At 38.6% G+C, this 17,675-nt stretch carries 15 protein-coding genes and 1 tRNA gene; 8 read left to right on the forward strand and 8 right to left on the reverse strand.

Features of this window, described 5'->3' with window-relative positions; translation table 11 throughout:
- Positions 1-359: 359 nt before the first annotated feature.
- The 8 genes from BN35_RS04765 (at position 360) to BN35_RS04800 (ending at position 11,205) form a co-directional block, all read left to right on the forward strand.
- On the forward strand, positions 360-1,583 hold the full coding sequence (locus BN35_RS04765) for a site-specific integrase (protein WP_025072967.1): 1,224 nt from the start codon (positions 360-362) through the stop codon (positions 1,581-1,583).
- Positions 1,584-1,789: 206 nt separating this feature from the next.
- Entirely contained in the window at positions 1,790-2,470 is a 681-nt protein-coding gene (locus BN35_RS04770) for a hypothetical protein (RefSeq protein ID WP_145992937.1), read from the forward strand.
- Position 2,471: 1 nt separating this feature from the next.
- Complete coding sequence (locus BN35_RS04775; RefSeq protein ID WP_025072965.1) at positions 2,472-3,548, forward strand: XRE family transcriptional regulator; 1,077 nt, start codon at positions 2,472-2,474, stop codon at positions 3,546-3,548.
- A 6-nt stretch (positions 3,549-3,554) separates the two neighbouring features.
- Positions 3,555-4,331, forward strand: coding sequence for a hypothetical protein (locus BN35_RS04780; RefSeq protein WP_025072964.1), 777 nt, complete (start codon positions 3,555-3,557; stop codon positions 4,329-4,331).
- A 10-nt stretch (positions 4,332-4,341) separates the two neighbouring features.
- Positions 4,342-6,105 carry a site-specific DNA-methyltransferase gene (locus tag BN35_RS04785; RefSeq protein WP_025072963.1) on the forward strand — a complete coding sequence of 588 codons (1,764 nt, stop codon included), beginning with the start codon at positions 4,342-4,344 and terminating at the stop codon, positions 6,103-6,105.
- A gap of 3 nt (positions 6,106-6,108) precedes the next feature.
- Positions 6,109-8,757, forward strand: coding sequence for a DEAD/DEAH box helicase (locus BN35_RS04790; protein ID WP_028901255.1), 2,649 nt, complete (start codon positions 6,109-6,111; stop codon positions 8,755-8,757).
- 37 nt (positions 8,758-8,794) lie between these two features.
- Positions 8,795-9,622 carry a hypothetical protein gene (locus tag BN35_RS04795; RefSeq protein ID WP_145992938.1) on the forward strand — a complete coding sequence of 276 codons (828 nt, stop codon included), beginning with the start codon at positions 8,795-8,797 and terminating at the stop codon, positions 9,620-9,622.
- Between the two features lie 86 nt (positions 9,623-9,708).
- Positions 9,709-11,205, forward strand: a complete 1,497-nt coding sequence (locus BN35_RS04800; RefSeq protein ID WP_025072961.1) for an RNA-binding domain-containing protein — start codon at positions 9,709-9,711, stop codon at positions 11,203-11,205.
- 61 nt (positions 11,206-11,266) lie between these two features.
- On the opposite strand, the gene BN35_RS04805 is transcribed toward BN35_RS04800, so the two are convergent.
- The 8 genes from BN35_RS04805 to BN35_RS13925 all read right to left on the reverse strand — a co-directional run bounded on the left by BN35_RS04805 (position 11,267) and on the right by BN35_RS13925 (position 17,585).
- Positions 11,267-11,914, reverse strand: coding sequence for a hypothetical protein (locus BN35_RS04805; protein WP_025072960.1), 648 nt, complete (start codon positions 11,912-11,914; stop codon positions 11,267-11,269).
- Positions 11,915-11,916: 2 nt separating this feature from the next.
- Positions 11,917-12,837, reverse strand: coding sequence for a relaxase/mobilization nuclease domain-containing protein (locus BN35_RS04810; RefSeq protein ID WP_025072959.1), 921 nt, complete (start codon positions 12,835-12,837; stop codon positions 11,917-11,919).
- Positions 12,834-13,187 carry a plasmid mobilization protein gene (locus BN35_RS04815; RefSeq protein ID WP_028901256.1) on the reverse strand — a complete coding sequence of 118 codons (354 nt, stop codon included), beginning with the start codon at positions 13,185-13,187 and terminating at the stop codon, positions 12,834-12,836. The genes BN35_RS04810 and BN35_RS04815 overlap by 4 nt, the downstream gene beginning before the upstream one ends.
- Positions 13,188-13,330: 143 nt before the next feature.
- Positions 13,331-14,260: a toprim domain-containing protein gene (locus tag BN35_RS04820; RefSeq protein ID WP_025072958.1), complete on the reverse strand. Its 930-nt coding sequence runs from the start codon at positions 14,258-14,260 to the stop codon at positions 13,331-13,333.
- Between the two features lie 473 nt (positions 14,261-14,733).
- Complete coding sequence (locus BN35_RS04830; RefSeq protein ID WP_025072956.1) at positions 14,734-15,924, reverse strand: primase-helicase family protein; 1,191 nt, start codon at positions 15,922-15,924, stop codon at positions 14,734-14,736.
- A 3-nt stretch (positions 15,925-15,927) separates the two neighbouring features.
- Complete coding sequence (locus tag BN35_RS04835; RefSeq protein ID WP_025072955.1) at positions 15,928-16,221, reverse strand: helix-turn-helix domain-containing protein; 294 nt, start codon at positions 16,219-16,221, stop codon at positions 15,928-15,930.
- A gap of 124 nt (positions 16,222-16,345) precedes the next feature.
- Complete coding sequence (locus BN35_RS04840) at positions 16,346-17,266, reverse strand: hypothetical protein (RefSeq protein WP_025072954.1); 921 nt, start codon at positions 17,264-17,266, stop codon at positions 16,346-16,348.
- Positions 17,267-17,503: 237 nt separating this feature from the next.
- Positions 17,504-17,585 (reverse strand) — tRNA-Leu (locus BN35_RS13925).
- Between the last annotated feature and the right edge of the window lie 90 nt (positions 17,586-17,675).

The following is a 17,675-nucleotide window of genomic DNA, read 5'->3' on the forward strand; positions in this document are numbered from 1 at the left end:
CTGAGCCATAAAATGCTGGGAGGTACCATCGCTTTTGGGTACCCTATAACTACCCAGAAAAATAATAACGACTGACAACTCATAGAGTATCAGCCGCTATTCGTACCCAGACCCGGTACAATTCCGTGAAAACAATAGAAATTAAAAGAATATATAATACTGATAATCAGCAATTTACATTTTTCTTATTTTTGCCAAATTAGCCTATTTTTGCCTATTTTTGGTTGGATAGTACACTTTTAGTACACTTTGATATTCGAAACTTTTTAGTATCTTTGCAAAATAAGAAAACATCTGAAAATAAACGAGTTAATGATTTTACTCGGTTTGACACGCATTTAGGTACATAACTATCAATTATGGCAAAGTTAGAGAAAAAAGCAAAGGAAAACCCGAAATTGGAGCAAAATGTGCTTGTTGATGGTCGGATTAGTCTCTATTTGGAGTATTATCTCGGTAGAGAAGAAACGCCTGTTTTAGACGATAATGGTAATCCTGTTTTGTATGAAACAGGTAAGATGATAGGCAAACCCAAAGTTCACATCAAACACAACAGACGAAAAGAAAACTTGCAGTTGTATTTAATAGCCAAGCCACGCACTCCTGCCGAGCGACAGCAGAACAAAGAAACGCTTGAACTGGCTGCCAAGATCCGTGCAGAGCGTGAACAGCAGTTTAAGGAAAGTATGCTTGGCTATCGGTTGAAGAAAGATAGAAATATCAACTTCTTAGACTACTATCAGGCTTACATAGATAGCTACACGAAGAAAGACCTGCGAATGATTAAGATTGCCTTGAATCGTTTTAAGGATTTTCTTAAAGAGCAATATCCACTCTATGAGTTTAGTATTAAGCCCGATTTGATAACCAAGGACATGATGGAACGCTTTGTGGAGTATCTGCAATCACGAAGCGTGGGCGAAGGAGCAAAGAGCATCTACCAGCGTTTCAAGAAAGTGGTGCGCTACGCTATCGACCATGAAGTGATGTTAAAAGATCCATGTAAGGGTGTGGTGTGCAAGGTTGACGAGCAGATTTTGCGCAAGGATGTGCTGTCACTGGATGAAATCCAATCTCTGATTCAATGCCATTACGACAACGAAAACCCAAATGTGCGACGAGCCTTCATCCTCTGCCTATATTGTGGCTTGCGTTTCTGCGATGTGAAAGACCTGACCTATAAGAACATCGATTACACCAACCATCTTTTGAAGTTTGAGCAGAATAAAACCAAAGGACATTCTGCCAATAGCGGTGTCGTTATCCCTTTGAACGATGGTTTGCTTTCATTGATAGGAGAAGCTCCCGAAGATTTAGATACCTCTATTTTCAATTTACCCACATACGAGAGTTGTTGTAAATCTGTAAAACGGTGGGTAAAGCGTGCGGGCATCAATAAACATATAAGCTGGCATTGCGCCCGCCATAGCTTTGCCGTGAACATCCTCAATAATGGTGCCAATATCAAGACTGTAGCCAGTCTATTGGGGCATAGTGGGTTGAAACACACCGAAAAATATACTCGTGCAGTGGATAAATTGAAGGAGGACGCCATCAATAGCCTGCCAGCACTCAACCTATAGTGTTGATCCATTTATTGGCGAAGAGATAATATCTTTTTCTTTCGCCAATAAGCAATCATTGTTCTAACGAAAGAAGAAATTTAGTCCATGTTGCGCATATATAGCAAGGAGTGCATACTATTATTCTAATAGACGAAATATTTTTCAATCCAAAGTACACAATTTTTTTATAAAATTATGCGCATTTTATTTTAAATATTATGCGTATGTTAAAATTTTTGTTTATCTTTGCACCAAAAATTTTTATTATGATTAGAAATAATATTTCATTTTTGAGAAATCATTCGTTATTTCTCTTTACAGACGAAGAAATGAATCCCCGTCAAGATGCTAGTCGGGACGACGTTTTGAAATTTTTCACCCCTTTAGCCAATAATATTGTTGCTAAAATCCTTGAAGCGGGAGACTGCTATTTGCAATATGCAGAAGGGCATGCAATCGCCCGCCGTGAAAATACCTTCTGTACAAGTAATATGCATGGATTGATAATTGAACATCTTTCCCAATTAGAAGGTGTCCGAATAGCTCAAATCAGCAAAAGAAATTCTATTTTAGAGATAGGGAGTTATAAAGTCTGGATAAAAAAACTTGATGATAATGGAATGCCATGGGTAAATATTACGAAGTCTTCCACCAAGAGAATATACCAAAAAGCAGAAGGTGATGACACTTTGCCTATGCTAATTCTTGGCTATCAGTTGGATGAAATCGAAAGAGTTTCACATATTTATATATTATATTTGGAAGGAGATCAACATCTTTGGGCACCTATAGATATTGGTGATATTGCTGCATCGAACCAAATCTTAATGACAAAAAATCCTTCTAGTGATGAGCCAATGGTAACAGTGAAACCAGAAAAACAAAGAGGCAAGGAGGCCGTATAATATGATTAACGGGAAATGCATAAAACTTGCAAGGGAGAGTCGAGGGCTTTCTCAAAGTAAGTTATCCGAATTGTTGGGCATTGCTCAAGCTACCCTTTCGAGATTTGAAAAGGGTGTGTTAACAGTTACCCCTGAATTTGTCTCTAAAATAGCTAAAACACTTAACTATCCTGCATCTTTTTTTGAAAAAGATATCCGTATCGCAGGCGAAACAAGTCTCTTTTATAGGAAAAGATCTTCAATGACGGTAAGGGAGCTCTCTATTCTTGAAAGCAAAATCAGTATTTTGAGCAAAAGTATAGATGAGATGCTGGAGTCAATAAATATTCCCGAATTGAGAATTCCCTCTATTGAGCCTACTGCAGATAATAGTCCACAAGAAATAGCTTATAAGATTAGGAATTATTTAGGTATCTCTGCAGGCCCAATAGATAATATCGTTTCATTGCTCGAAAAAAATGGCGTTATTGTAATGTTCTTGGATGTTGATGATATGGATAAATTTGATGGTCTAACAATGTTCACAACAAATCAAGCTCCAGTAATTTGGATAAATCGTAACATTCCTAATGATAGAAAACGATTTAGCCTTGCCCACGAATTAGGTCATCTTGTAATGCATTTACGTTCAGAGAATTTAGAGAAGCCTGAAGATCACAAAGAAATAGAAGCTAATGAATTTGCAGGAGAGTTTTTAATGCCAGAGAGTCAATGCAAAGAAGATCTCTATAATCTTAAATATAAAGATTTAGGGATGAAGAAATATTACTGGAAGGTTTCTAAGGCTGCTATTATTTATAGAGCTAAGGAGTTGAAATGCATTTCAGAGCAAACATCAAGATACTTATATGTAACTCTTGGTCGACATGGAGAAAGAAAAAATGAGTCTGTTCAAGTTCCAATAGATAACCCTAAAATTGTAAACAGAATGTTTGATTTACACATTTCAGAGCTCAATTACTCAATGGAAGAATTATCAGACATAGTTGGGTTAATGCCAGATGAGATTAATTCAGAACTGTTTAGCGAAAACAAATCTGTATCAATAAAACCACGTAAAATATTGCTTAATTTTTGAAATAACATGAATACAATAACAAAATATTATGCTGATGCATATGGACCTGATATAAAGGCTTTGGTTGCATGTGTCCGCAAAGCATTTGAACTTGCTGATTCTGATGACAAAGTAGAATGTGTCGTCTTCTATAGTTATACTAAAAATAACTTTATGCAAGTAGGTAAAATATTTGGTGAAGATAATGTAAACCAAATGTTTTCTCGGCCTATGAAGTTTAAGGAGTGCACTAAGCCTATAAAATGTGCCACAGAAATCACATATAAAAGGGAATGTCAGTATAAAAACATGCCTAAAGATGTTGTAGTATGCTGTCACATGGATTCTGAGGCTGTCTTTAAAGTAGATGACTATATGACAGCCAAATATATCATTGCACTTTCATGGAACATGGAAGGACTTAATGAATGGAAAATGAGATGGCATGCACAGAACGTATCAGGCTCGTTTACTGATAATGAGTCAAAACATGAAATAGATCCGATCTTACCGATTGCCCTTCGTGAGATGGATAATCGTATGTTCAATTCAAAGAGCTTGGCACATCCAGATGATGAAGAATCGTGTAAGACTTATGTTCGTACTATTCATAAATATCTTCAAGGAGTAACACCTTCTGATATAGAAAATTATTTAGTGACAGAACTTGGATGGAATAATCGGGAATCCTCAGAAGTGGGAAAGTTATTACAACGCCTGAAGGATGGTAGGACTTTTCGAGGGGGACAAAAAACATATTTGAAAGAATACTATAATCATTGGAAACAACAATTGATAAAGTAACATAACAGATATGCCTACATTACATTGGTTGGGAAAAGACAAGGTCGTTAACCATCATGCGGAAGTACCGTTCCGCGTGCTGGAACACAAATATGGGTATCGAGGAGACAATCCTTCTGATACTTCGGAAACTCATAGTGGAAATAAGATTATTCATGGAGATAATCTCGAAGCGTTAAAGGCATTGTTGCCAGAGTATGAGGGGCGAGTGGATTGTGTCTATATAGACCCTCCCTATAATACAGGCAATGAAGGATGGGTGTATAATGATAATGTGAACGACCCACATATACGCAAATGGCTCGGAGAAGTGGTAGGTGCCGAGGGCGAAGATCTCAGCCGACACGACAAGTGGTTGTGTATGATGTACCCAAGACTCAGGTTATTACATCAACTTCTTTCTCCCAAAGGAGTAATTTGCATTTCCATTGATGATAATGAGCTGTACAATCTGAAACAGATTTGTGACGAGGTGTTCGGGGCAAGTTGCTTTGTTGCCAATGTCTCATGGCAAAGGACATACTCCATGCGCAATGACTCAAAAGGAATTCCAAGTGAGATTGAGCATGTTTTGGTTTATAGTAAACAGCCACAATGGGAGCCATTAAGTCTGCCACGAACAGCTGAAATGGATAGGAATTACAAGAATCCGGACAAAGACGTAAAAGGTGATTGGCAGAATACATCAGCATTTGCTCCTGCTGCAGCGACCCATCAAGGTATGGTTTATGCCATTCAGCACCCTTTCACTGGAGAATTAATTTATCCGACAATGTCCGCGTGCTGGCGATACTCACAGGAAACCATGCTTGAATATATGACGGGTTGGACAGCATATAAACTCGAAGATTTACATGATGATGCAAAGCGTGCTGAAATCTGCGGAGTAAGTGCAGAGGAAGTAAAGAAAAATATTCCAGCTATTATCCTCTCTAAACCGCTGACAGAAGCAAAAAAAGAAGCGCAAACAGTTTACAAAGAAGGTAATTGGCCAAGATTTTTCTTTACAAGTAGAGGAAAAGGTGGCATTCGAAGAAAAACATATCTCTCGGGGCTTAAAGGGAAGAAAGCAACCAACTTTTGGTCATTCACAGAAGTGGGTCATACCGATGAGGCAAAGAAAGAATTGATTTCCATCTTTGGAGGGAAAGCCCCTTTCGATACCCCAAAACCTGTAAGATTCATAGATCGTATACTTTCCATAGCCACTAACAAAGACAGCATTATCCTTGACTCTTTTGCAGGCAGTGGCACTACTGCCCATGCAGTGATGAAGAAAAACAAGGAAGACAAAGGGCAACGTAAGTTTATCTTGGTAGAACTGATGGACTATGCAGAAAGTATTACTGCGGAACGAATACGCCGGGTAATCAAAGGCTACGGAGAAGGGAAGAAAACAGTTGAAGGCTTGGGGGGCTCTTTCGATTACTACGAATTAGGTTCTCCTCTGTTCAATGAAGATGGTAACCTAAACGAGCAGGTCGGTATAGGAAAAATGCGTGAATACATTTATTATACAGAGACCCACGATTACCTGACAAGTCAGCAAACAGTGGATTATCCCTACCTGTTAGACTACAAGGACGGTACGGGCTATTTCTTTTATTACGAGCCCAATGAGATTACAACTTTGTCGTATGACACATTAAACATAGTACCCAAGACTGCAGACCATTATGTCATTTATGCTGATATCTGCACGATTAGTAAAGAGCAGCTGGCGCAATTGAATATTACATTCAAGAAGATTCCTCGTGACATCAATAGATTTTAAAGTATGCAACTGAAAGAATATCAACACCAAGTGCTCCGAGATTTGGAGCAATATATTGAGGCTTTGAATGGTAGCAAAAGTCTCTCTGTAGCCTATTCTCAATATTGGGGAAACAGAGGGGTTTCGGTGAACGGATTCAGTAACAGCTATCTGCATCCCTATGTCAATACCGTGAACGGTGCGCCGCGTGTAACGCTGAAAGTTCCTACAGCGGGTGGCAAGACATTCATTGCCTGCAATGCTATTAAAAGAATTATGGATAACCTGCAAACAGGTACTCCTAATCGGGTTGTGGCATGGTTTGTTCCCAGCGATACCATTCTCAAGCAAACTTTGGAGAAATTACAGGATGCCACTCATCCCTATCGTCAAACAATAGATGCATTATTTTCCCACCGTGTAACAGTGGTGGACAAGGAGGCTGCGCTGATGGGGCAAGGCATTAGCCCTGTACAGATGCACGATAATCTGACCATCTTCGTGTTAAGTGCCCAGTCGTTTGTGGAGACCATCCGTGTGAAGAAAGATAAAAGTGTAGAGCAATTGAAGCCTCGTGCTTTTCGAGAGAATGGAAACTTCCTTGAACATACGCAATATTATGTTCACCCAGACCACTTGATTGACAATGCAGACCCAACGGCACTCATACAGGTGATAGCCCAGCAGAACCCGTTGGTGATAGTAGATGAAAGTCATAACTTCAAGGCCGATCTAAGAGTAGAACTGCTCAACAATCTATCTCCCCGATTCATATTGGAATTGACAGCAACTCCACGCGACAATAGCAATATCATCAGTTTTGTAGATGCCATGCAACTGAAGCGTGAAAACATGGTGAAACTTCCCGTTATCGTGGAAAATCGCAACTCGCCTAAAGATGTGCTTGTTTGTGCCATCCGAATGCGTAATAGTCTGGAACAACATGCCGTTGAGATGGAAAAGCATGGTGGTAGATACATCCGTCCAATTGTATTATTTCAAGCTCAACCAAAGATTGATAACGACAACATTACTTTTGATAAGATAAAAAACAACCTTATTGGTTTTGGTATTCCTGAGGAGCAAATCAAAATCAAGACGGCTAATAAAGACGAATTAAAGGGCATTGACTTGATGAGTCGTGCTTGTGAAGTAAGATACATTATAACCGTAAATGCGCTGAAAGAAGGTTGGGATTGTCCCTTTGCCTACATTTTGGCAACATTGGCGAACAAAACAAGTCGTGTAGATGTAGAACAAATTTTGGGGCGCATACTCCGTCAGCCATATATCACCCAGCATCAGAATCCTTTGCTCAATCTTTCCTATGTTTTCACAAGTAGTAATGACTTCCGTGATACAGTTGAGAGAATCATTCTTTCGTTACAAAAGGCGGGATTCAGTAAAAAAGACTTCCGTGAAGTAAATATGGATAGTGTTGCTGAAGAAAAGAAAAGTATTCCCAATTTGTTTGATAAGCCACAAAATCAAGAGAAAGAGAATGAGGCAGAGGATGCTATTGAATTGTCAATAGAAGAGGTAACTACAATCAAAGAAACGATACGGAACGATGCTCCAAATAAATATATCCAAGACTTACAAAAGCAGGCGGAACAGATGGGCAATGAGTATAATCAGAAAATAAATGAACAGGTACAAAGAGGAAACATCGATCCACTTGCGGCTATTATACCAGCAGAAATGTATTATCCTATCAATGAAAGTTATAAAGAGGTAGTAGCAGAAATAAACCTCCCTGTCTTCTACACAAAGACTGTTGCATCAATATTCTCCGATGAGGAATGGATTCCTTTGGAAAAATCGATGTTGTCGAAAGGTTTTGATTTGCCATCAAAGGATGCTACTGTAGATTTCACCATTGTCCGTCCACAGGGTGTTACTATCGATGTTGCGGAATCAGGCGATGATTATGTGCCAGTGCGTCGCAACAATCAGCAAGCCATAGACTTTATCCGACAGCAATATATGGATAAGTCTGCGACCACTCAGAAAGATATGCTAAGCAAGCAAATTGCAAGTATGATTAAGTTTGACAATGTTGTGGAGCCAGATATTAAGAAATACATAGATAGGGTGATTTCTGGGCTCGATGTCGATGCTATTGCTAGTTTGGTGGACAACCTCTACTTGACACGAGATACCATCAAAGAGAAAATAGAGATTCTCTTAAAGGATTACCAGAAACAGGTTTTCCAACAATGGTTAAATGTGGGAAAGATTCAACTTAAAGGGCATTATACCTTTATTGATGCTATTGCAATGCCAAAAGAAGAAATGATTGGCATCGATAAAGGGTTGTATGTTGCAGAAGAAACTGTTAATGACTTCGAATACAATGTCATCTCAGCCATAGCTGATAACCCCAATGTCTTGTTCTGGCACCGTAATCGAGAAAAGAAGGATTTCTGCATTAATGGGTATATCAATCATTACCCCGACTTTATCGTTCGTATGAAGTCTGGAAACACTATTCTTGTAGAGACAAAAGGCGACCATTTAGTCAATGAGGATTCGAAGAACAAGATTTGGCTTGGTAATAAATGGGCCGACCTTGCTGGAAGCGACTATAAATATTTTATGGTATTCCAAACAAAAGAGATAGAAGGTGCAATTACTGTCAAGCAGTTGTTGCAGTATTTGAACGAGCTGTAAACGATGACAAGACATAGTACCGAAAAAATAAATAAGTATGGATTTCTATTATTTACCCAAAGAATATCAGCAAACACACAAAATGTGTTTTGAACTCATAGGACAGGTAGAAGAGTTCTTGGTCAGAGATGAATATAAGTTCTTACAGGTAACTACTTATCCTATAGATGAAGTAGAGATACCAAACATAAAGAAAGAAGATTTTGATGTCTGGAATTATTTAAGAGAACATAATCAGGCAGGTTTTAGATTGCAGCTAAATAAAAGTATTATCTTGGGACTATTGAAGGATTTCTGCTATTTTATGCAAGAGTCTTTAGACTGTTCGAACAAGATGCGATTAGTTGTAACATATGCGTTGTTAAGAAGACCGCTCGTGGATAACCTCAAAATATTATTGCGTTTTGTATATGATGATAATTTTTATGATGATTTTATCAAGCGTAATGATTACGATCCTGCACATCTTAACGATAATACACTTAGGGAATACTTGGATAAAACAGACTCTATAAGAATAGCAAATAGTATTAAAGGGTCATTCATATATGAATGTATCTATAAAAAAGAAAATATGGGGTCTATTCTGAATTTATCCAATAGAGCAATTCATCCTGTTACGACAAGACCATGGAATAAAACTGGAGAAATGAATTTTAATTTTATGTTTGCAGCCCATGCTGATATTGAACACTTATGGCAACATTATTACGCGTATCTCCCAGCAATATTATTATTTTATGTAGAGTTGTTTAATAACACTATTTTCTGTCTTTTTGAAAGTGAGATAGATAAGGACTTATACCCTAAGAAAATAGAAAAGATAGTTGATATAATGCAAAAGAAACCAAGCAAAACGCAGTAAATGAATATTAACCATATACTATAAATAACGATGTATATATATAAGACAAAAATAGCCGTTATACTAACATATGTAAAGTATTAGAGATGACAATGCAAGAAATTACAACTCGTAAGGAAGACCAGACCTTTGATTGCAAAAGCATTCAGATTGAACCGAAGGCATTGGCTATTACTATCGTGGCGTTTGCTAATGCTGACGGTGGCGATATTGCTATCGGTGTGTCTGACAAGACAAGGAAGACAGAAGGGGTTGACCAGCATACGGAAAAATTAAATGAATTGTTGCGTGTGCCCTTAGACTTCTGTAATCCTTCTGTGTCTATTACCAGCGACTTGTTACCATGCACGGATAAAGATGGAAACGAAAATCATATTTTATTGATGCATATTCCTGCAAGTTCTGAACTACATGCTAATCAGGCAGATGAAGCCTATATGCGTGTTGGCGATAAAAGTAGAAAGTTGTCTTTTGAAGAACGCATACAATTGATGTACGATAAGGGAGAGCGCTACTATGAGGATACGGCTGTGTATGGTGCTACGGTAGATGATATTGATATGACCGCTGTCGAAAGATATACAGAATTGATTGGTTATGCCAAGTCTGCCAAGCAATATCTACATGAGAATAATAACTTCATAGCAACCAATGCAAAGGGAGAGGAGCAGGTTAGTGTAGCTTGTATTCTGTTGTTTGGTAAATATCCTCAAAAGTTCTTTCCCCGTGGGCGTACTCGCTTTATCCGTTATAAAGGTACAGAAGAGAGAGTGGGTGCAGAAATGAACGTGGTTAAGGACGTAACCTTTGAAGGAACCATACTTGATCAGGTGAAGGCCACGATAGCTTATCTTGAAACCCAAGTGGAGGAACACACTTTCCTAGGACAGCATGGGCAGTTTGTAACCAACAGAGATTATCCAAAGTTTGTTATTCAAGAAATGGTTGTCAACGCTTGCTGCCACCGCGCCTACAATATTAAGGGTACGGAAATCCAAATAAAGATGCTTGACGATCGTCTTGTATTCGAGTCGCCTGGTAGATTACCTGGAACAGTCAAGCCTTCTAATATTCGTCATACACACTTCTCACGCAATCCGAAAATTGCTCAATTCTTAAAAGCATACGACTATGTAAAAGAGTTTGGAGAGGGTGTTGATCGTGTATGCAGGGAATTGGAAGCTAATGGTACACCACATCTATCTTTCCATCTTGATGATTTTATTTTGAAAATTACAATACCGAAGGGTTCATCTCAAGTTAAAAACCAAATAAATGCAACTGCAAATGCAGAAAAGAGGACTGTAAATGCAACTGTAAATACCCAAAATGCAACTGTAAACAGCAAGAACCTTATTAAGAGGTTAATTGAAAAGGCAACTGTAAATGGAGAAAAGCTCACAACTAATCGTATATCCATCTTGCAGTTAATGGTTGAAAATCCTTATATAACTAAGGATGAAATGGCAACAATTACAGGGCTGAATGGAAGTACTATCATGCGAAATATTGAAAAAATGCGTGGCAAATATCTTCGTAGAGTAGGCTCTGATAAAAATGGTTTTTGGGAAATCATATACTAAAATATTGCATAACAAGCCCAACCAAACGAGAATTTTGGTTGGGCTTGTTACATATGGAGAACTACCTCAATTTTCTTTGTATCAGACTATCTGCCTTGTGCTTCAATTCCATATCGTAATCATCTGCTTTTTCCTTGATTAGTTTAATAATCTTTTCATTGCGATGAATGTCAAACACATCGTTAAGCCATAGGATTTCCTTAGGGCTACAACTTCTCCATACTCTAATGATACGAAATTTCAAGGCATCATCCTTGTATTGCTGTTTACTTTGCCACAAGAAGTAATTACCGACCAAAGAAACAAAACAAAGCATAGATACTGCCACCATAGTAGTAAATGCTTTCGAGGACTTAATGTCAAAACTATGCCTATGAATATGTTCCTGCGGTCGTGGATGCTTTTTCTGCTCCTGCCATTCGTGCAACATGGTCATGACGCTTGCCACCAATTTGTCCATGGATTTAGCCTCCTCGTCTTTGATGCGCACTTGCACACTAATATACTTGTTAATCACTTCTTTTGTCCGCTGCTCATACTGATTGAGCAATTCCTGTTCTTTCTGCTCATCACTTTGTGCTGGTGTAGATTGAACAGGGAGGGAAACAGAGCCATTCTCATTTTCTTTCAACTCCTTTAGCTCCCTGTAAATTGTCTCCAGTTTGTTTTTGATTTCCTCAAAGAGGACAAATGTATTATTATCAGCCATAGTTATAAATGTATTTTACGTTTTTTCTTTTTCTTCTTTTTATCGAGTGTGTTGTAAACCTCCGCAGGGACAGTACCATGAGTTTGAAACAAATCCAATCCTCCTTCTATGAGGTTGTTGGTAATTTCGCTCGTAACACTAGCAACATTGGATATGAGGTTTATCATTCCCTGTGTTTGCTGTTCGTGTTCCTTATTATTCTGTTGCAGAGCAAAGTCTATCTTGGAATAACTGAACCCCCTATCCACTTTTGAGCCATTGAAATGATAACTGTTCTTTTCAAAGATAATTCCCTGCACCTCCTGTGAGTTGCCTTTATACTTAAAACGGACACCAATATCCTGCTTTTCCAAACGACTAAGGAGAGTTGTCCAATCCCTGCACCGAGCTATTTCTGCTTTCAATGCCTGATAGATTTCATATTTGGTCTTATCGGGTTCTTTCAAGCGATACTCTTTGACTTTCTCCTTCCCATCGGCAAAGTATAAACCATATTTGGTGGTCAGTTCCTTGCAAATCTTCTCACTTTTGAATCTATCATTACGGTCAGAGATAGTCTTGCCGTTATTATCTATTCGGTTGAAAGCTATATGCACATGAGGGTGCTCTTTGTCAAAGTGGCGCCCAACGATGTATTGCGTATCTTTTATTCCCATCTTCTCCATATACTCACGAGCCATCTGTACCATGAACTCGTTGCTTAATCTGGAAGAATCCTGCACAGAGAAACTCAGAGAGATATGTCCGACAACTTTTCTCACTCTTGGATTCAGTTCCGTTTGGTCAATAAAGCTCTGAACAATATGGTTGATACTGTCTGTTCTCACTCCAGAACTATCAATGAGTTCCGTTCCTTTCTTCGGGTCAAGGATGTAATTGATTACACCCTTGAAGCCCGAACCTTTCATTATCTTTGCAATCATCTTCGTATCAGATTTAGGATTTCATCAATCTTGCTAATGATGATTTTATGGAAAGGAGCAATGGTATGAAATCCTTCCGCATTAGCACGATGTGCCAACTGATTGAGATTATTTGCCATGCCACACAGCTTACGGATGAAGTCTGCTTGCTCTACGGTCAGTCGCTCAATGATATTTCCTTTATCAAGAACTTTTCTTACAAACTCACTCATGGTTACTCCTGCACTTTTGGCTTTACCTTTGAGCGTATAGTAATCCTGCGTATTCAGTTTCACCGTGATACGGTATTTCTTCTTTTCGGCTACGCCCTTGGTTGGACGACCACCTTTTTTATATTCTGTTCTTATCATACTTGTTTCGTTTATTGATTTGATGGAGACCAACGGGATAATCCTCCAAACCGAGTGATAGGAGGTGGAGCAAGTGGTTTTGGTATGCCCAAAACATAAACTTGCTCCTCGAAAAATAGATTATGCGGAACATATTCCTGTAATCATCGCTTAATCCCTTTGGTTTTCTTGATTTCTGCTTTCTCAGAACGTTTGAATTCAGCACACAGATACTCGTTCAAGTCCTTGAAACCATTGTATATAGTTGATGAATCCGTAACAGAATCTCGTAGTCTTTTTGATAATTGCAGGTAGGCATTTCTTCCTGCATCGTCATTGTCTAAGAAACATTGAACACTGTCATAGCGTGATAATCTCTCTATCGCCTTATGAATATTCGTTACAGAATTGAGTATCAAATAATCCTGTTGCCTTAGTCCAGTATTCTGTGGATTTTCTTTCCTTTTCAGTGTTATGAGTGACAGGAAGTCCATGAAACCCTCGAAAAGAAAACAGACTTTCTTTGGATTGTCGGCATAGAAATGACTAATATCTTTCGGTGCAACGCAGCCCTTGAAGAATGGATTGCGTAATTCGTAGCCACCTGCGATATTGGGAAAACCAATACCGAAGTAATGTTTGCCATTGGAGTCATAATGTAGTTCCTTACATACAGAAGATGCCACCTCCAAATCAATACATCTGTCCCAGAGATATCTCATCAAAGCTGGGTGAGATAAAGGAAGTATTTGTAAATTCTCAAAATAGTTTGTTTGCTGTTTCTCCTTAATATCTGCAAATGATGTAGAAAATATGGATGTACAATTGGGAACATTATCCTCTATCTTGCGAATAAGATATGACACATCAGAGGATTTGTAGAGCAGTTCTGCTAAGTCTATGATGTTTCCACCCTTGCCAATACCGAAGTCGTACCATTGGTTGAGTTCTGTATTTACCTTGAATGAAGCTTGGCGTTCAGTACGAAAGGGAGAGAGATACCATAGCTTATTACCTTGCTGTTTGATAGGCGTATGTCCCAGACTTGCAAGAAAATCTTGCAGCTTTATTGTTTTGATTTCTTGAATGTTCATATTACAGTGAAGTTGAATGGTATGAAAAATTGATGATTTGATGAAATGAAACATAATATGCTAATTATAAAAGGCTTATATACTCATCGTTGCTTCATCGCAATGCTTATCGAAGTAGAAGATACTTCTTAGAAGTACCAATATCTCGATTGCATGATTTCGTTATTTCCCTATCTCGTTTCTTATTATTTTCCCGAAATACTGAGATTTCTCCTTTATTGCATACTTGACTTTATTTAGCAAGTTGTACTTTTGTGCGGACAAAAGTGTTGCCGATTTCGTGAAATCGGGAAAAGGATTCGCAAATTCCATCCCGATACCTGCCAAAAGAGGAACTAAATTCATTTCTCTTTTGGGCAGTATCAAAGAATCCTTTCATCATTCTTTTACATTGATGAGTGAAAAGATGAACTAAATAGGCATTATCAGTCAATTTGTTATGTTTATTTTTCATCATTTCATCAAAATAATGATTAAATGTTTGTGAGTTGTTCCTTGGTTACGGTATAGTATCTGCCTGTTCGTTTGATGGGCGAATAGTTCCTGAAACTATTGTAGTCAATCTGATAGGTGAGATAGGTAAGGCTGTTGGGAGCAGGCGAGAGTTTCCAAATATCCTGTACAATCCTTCGGACTTGGCTTTTATCAGCCTTGCATCCTGTGTTGTTCAGCAAGCATACCATATCATTAATACAGAATGAAAGTTCGGTAACAGCCATCTGCTCCATTATCTCCAAACAGAGTTCTGACATTTCCAACTCAACCTTATTTCGGTTACTCCGGATAATGCGCTGCAAGGCTGGAGTAAAGGTCAGTTTGGGAGCAAACCACATACGACTTTCCTTGTGGGTGGACAACGTTCGGTGCTGCAGGAAATAGAGAAAGGCTGGGATTTCTGCTTTCAGTTTTTGCAGAAAGTCGGTATCATCGTTTTTAAGATGCTCTATCTTCCTTACCCAATATCGGGTTTCTCCCACGTCTATGATGACTGGGAGTAACTCGTTATTGGAACACAGCACAAACTTAGCAAAGAAGGAGATTTCGTCTCGGTCTTTGCCCTTTGCTTCCACCTTATAAGAAAGAGTAGTGCTAAGGTTCTTCAATCTCTCACTATCTTCCCTACGGTTGAGTAATACCTCGTCCACAACAATGAGCAGCTTTCCTGCCCAATCCGAATTGAACTGACTGCGAAAATCCTCGTTAGTGTTGAAAGTTACATTGTTCTGGAAAACGGCTTTAAGGAAATTGAGGAATGTACTCTTCCCAGTATTGCGTTCCTCTGACACCATTAGGAGGATGGGTAGTTTCTGCACGGGTTGTAGATAGAGCAACTGCAAATAATCCATACCCAGCTCGTATTGTTCCCCGAAGATGTGACTTATAAGGGATTCAACGTGCGGAAACTCTCCCTCTTTTGGTTGGTGTCCTATTGGCTCGTAGAGATTGAGAAACTTGTCAATAACTGGTTGATAATTCACATGGTTAGGAACAGTACAGAAACCATCATACTTCGGTACAGTGGCAATGAAGTCCTTGCCATAGTCTTGCCGTAGCGTTTCGTTGTTCCATACGATACGCTTCTTGACGAAACCGCCATTGATGCGTGGTTGGTTCACGATCTTGTATAAGGTCGTGCCAACACGGATAAATTCTTCTTGTGCCATGAACTACTTCTGCATTAAAGGTTTGTTGCCCATGATATACCGCTGAGCTTCTTGATTTATTTGTGCAGCAGTTTTAACTGGGTTCTGCCGTAACCACGCCTCAAGCTCAGCTTTCTCAAAATAAAGCATCTTACCTTGTGGCTTATAATGAGGAATCAGATTGCCCGATGTGAGCTTGTAAAGATAACTCTTTGATAGATTGAGAAACTTGCTTGCTTCATCAAAGCTAAGCACATTCTTATTCATGAATACCATTTGTTCGAGTTCTTCAACTCGGGTTTCTAATGTTTTTTCCATATTGTAAACATTTTGAATTAAACAATATGAAGGTGCACCTTCGCTAATTATTTGTTAACGATGGCAAAATTAGAAACGATAAAAGTAAATGGCGTTGAGCGATGTTTGAGGTGTCAACCTATGCTCAACCTTTTTTCAGTTGTTTGATGTAGTTATCAATGGTTTCCCATCCTTTCGGCTGCTTCATATTGATTTGATCTGTTGCAGTGGAAAGGTCGGTGCGTGTCAGTGGCGTATCTTTTGTTTTCCCCAAGACAAGTTCATTACGAGCAATCGCAGATTGCCATTCATCAGTAATGAACCCTCGAAGATTAAGACTTTGCATGAGATATGCCAGTTGGCGGTTGTTGTTTGATTTCAGAACACCTTTTAGTTTACAAGCAAAAAAGTCTTTGAGTATCTTGGGAGATATGCGAGTAGTGAATAATTGAATTTCGTTGATGCAAGTGGTTAGAACCTCAATTTGCTCATCTGTAAAATCAGATTGAAATGGATTTGTTCCTTTACCAATGATGACCGGTTTCTTTTTCTGCTCACATGGGTCGTCGTTTATCAAGACTGAAGAGCGAGACCGATCGGTTTGTACCTCTGTCAATTCAATTTGTTCTATTTCTCCTATGAGATATTTTGCATACCGTTCATATAGAATCGCATCAACAAGATACGAAAACATCGGCAGAGCATCATCATATGAGGTGTGTCGGTCAATGTACTTCGTATATTCAAATGAAGATACGGAGAAGGAGGTATATTTCTGTTTTTGTTCTTTGGTCAGTGATTCAAAGAAAGTGCTTTCCCACAAAAAGTCATCATCGTTGTAATATTCCTCTACACATGCAAGAGCAGGATGATTCAGATAAATGGAAGATAGTTCATCGGTTATTCGGATATATTCTTTTTGCAAAATCTCTTTGAACTGTATATTGTTGATGCAACCTTTCTTCCTCAGAATATTTCCAATGAGCACATTGTAGGTCTGAGTAATGCAGTAGTTTAATATTCGTTGAATACTGTCAAGCTGTATCTTTAGATTGTCATTTTCCATTTTGTAATTTTCTATGGTGGGTACTGTTTACAAAGATAGGGCATTCGTTGGAGAAAAAGCCAAGAAAGGGAAACAAACAGAATAAAAGGGAAGAGTTGTCGTTAATTAAATATAAATCTGAGTGACGAGAAACTATAAAAGTACACCTTTCTCATTGCATTGTTATATAGTACACTTTTAGTACGCGTCGAAAAAGAAAAATCCCTTGTAAATCAACGACTTACAAGGGATTTATAGTACCCAGACCCGGGCTCGAACCGGGATGGGTTGCCCCACTGGTGTTTGAGACCAGCGCGTCTACCAATTCCGCCATCTGGGCTTAAATGCGGATGCAAAGATAAAAGGTTTTTTCGAATGCAGCAAACATTTTTAATAAAAGTTTGCTATAAATGTTTTTTATCATTGCTGA

Source organism: Hoylesella timonensis 4401737 = DSM 22865 = JCM 15640 (assembly GCF_000455445.1).
Classification (GTDB): domain Bacteria; phylum Bacteroidota; class Bacteroidia; order Bacteroidales; family Bacteroidaceae; genus Prevotella; species Prevotella timonensis.

Excerpts from the sequence above, each read along its gene's own strand:
- BN35_RS04765 (WP_025072967.1), top strand. The coding sequence starts at position 360 with ATGGCAAAGTTAGAGAAAAAAGCAAAGGAAAACCCGAAATTGGAGCAA.
- BN35_RS04770 (WP_145992937.1), top strand. The coding sequence starts at position 1,790 with ATGTTAAAATTTTTGTTTATCTTTGCACCAAAAATTTTTATTATGATT.
- BN35_RS04775 (WP_025072965.1), top strand. The coding sequence starts at position 2,472 with ATGATTAACGGGAAATGCATAAAACTTGCAAGGGAGAGTCGAGGGCTT.
- BN35_RS04780 (WP_025072964.1), top strand. The coding sequence starts at position 3,555 with ATGAATACAATAACAAAATATTATGCTGATGCATATGGACCTGATATA.
- BN35_RS04785 (WP_025072963.1), top strand. The coding sequence starts at position 4,342 with ATGCCTACATTACATTGGTTGGGAAAAGACAAGGTCGTTAACCATCAT.
- BN35_RS04790 (WP_028901255.1), top strand. The coding sequence starts at position 6,109 with ATGCAACTGAAAGAATATCAACACCAAGTGCTCCGAGATTTGGAGCAA.
- BN35_RS04795 (WP_145992938.1), top strand. The coding sequence starts at position 8,795 with ATGGATTTCTATTATTTACCCAAAGAATATCAGCAAACACACAAAATG.
- BN35_RS04800 (WP_025072961.1), top strand. The coding sequence starts at position 9,709 with ATGACAATGCAAGAAATTACAACTCGTAAGGAAGACCAGACCTTTGAT.
- BN35_RS04805 (WP_025072960.1), bottom strand. The coding sequence starts at position 11,914 with ATGGCTGATAATAATACATTTGTCCTCTTTGAGGAAATCAAAAACAAA.
- BN35_RS04810 (WP_025072959.1), bottom strand. The coding sequence starts at position 12,837 with ATGATTGCAAAGATAATGAAAGGTTCGGGCTTCAAGGGTGTAATCAAT.
- BN35_RS04815 (WP_028901256.1), bottom strand. The coding sequence starts at position 13,187 with ATGATAAGAACAGAATATAAAAAAGGTGGTCGTCCAACCAAGGGCGTA.
- BN35_RS04820 (WP_025072958.1), bottom strand. The coding sequence starts at position 14,260 with ATGAACATTCAAGAAATCAAAACAATAAAGCTGCAAGATTTTCTTGCA.
- BN35_RS04830 (WP_025072956.1), bottom strand. The coding sequence starts at position 15,924 with ATGGCACAAGAAGAATTTATCCGTGTTGGCACGACCTTATACAAGATC.
- BN35_RS04835 (WP_025072955.1), bottom strand. The coding sequence starts at position 16,221 with ATGGAAAAAACATTAGAAACCCGAGTTGAAGAACTCGAACAAATGGTA.
- BN35_RS04840 (WP_025072954.1), bottom strand. The coding sequence starts at position 17,266 with ATGGAAAATGACAATCTAAAGATACAGCTTGACAGTATTCAACGAATA.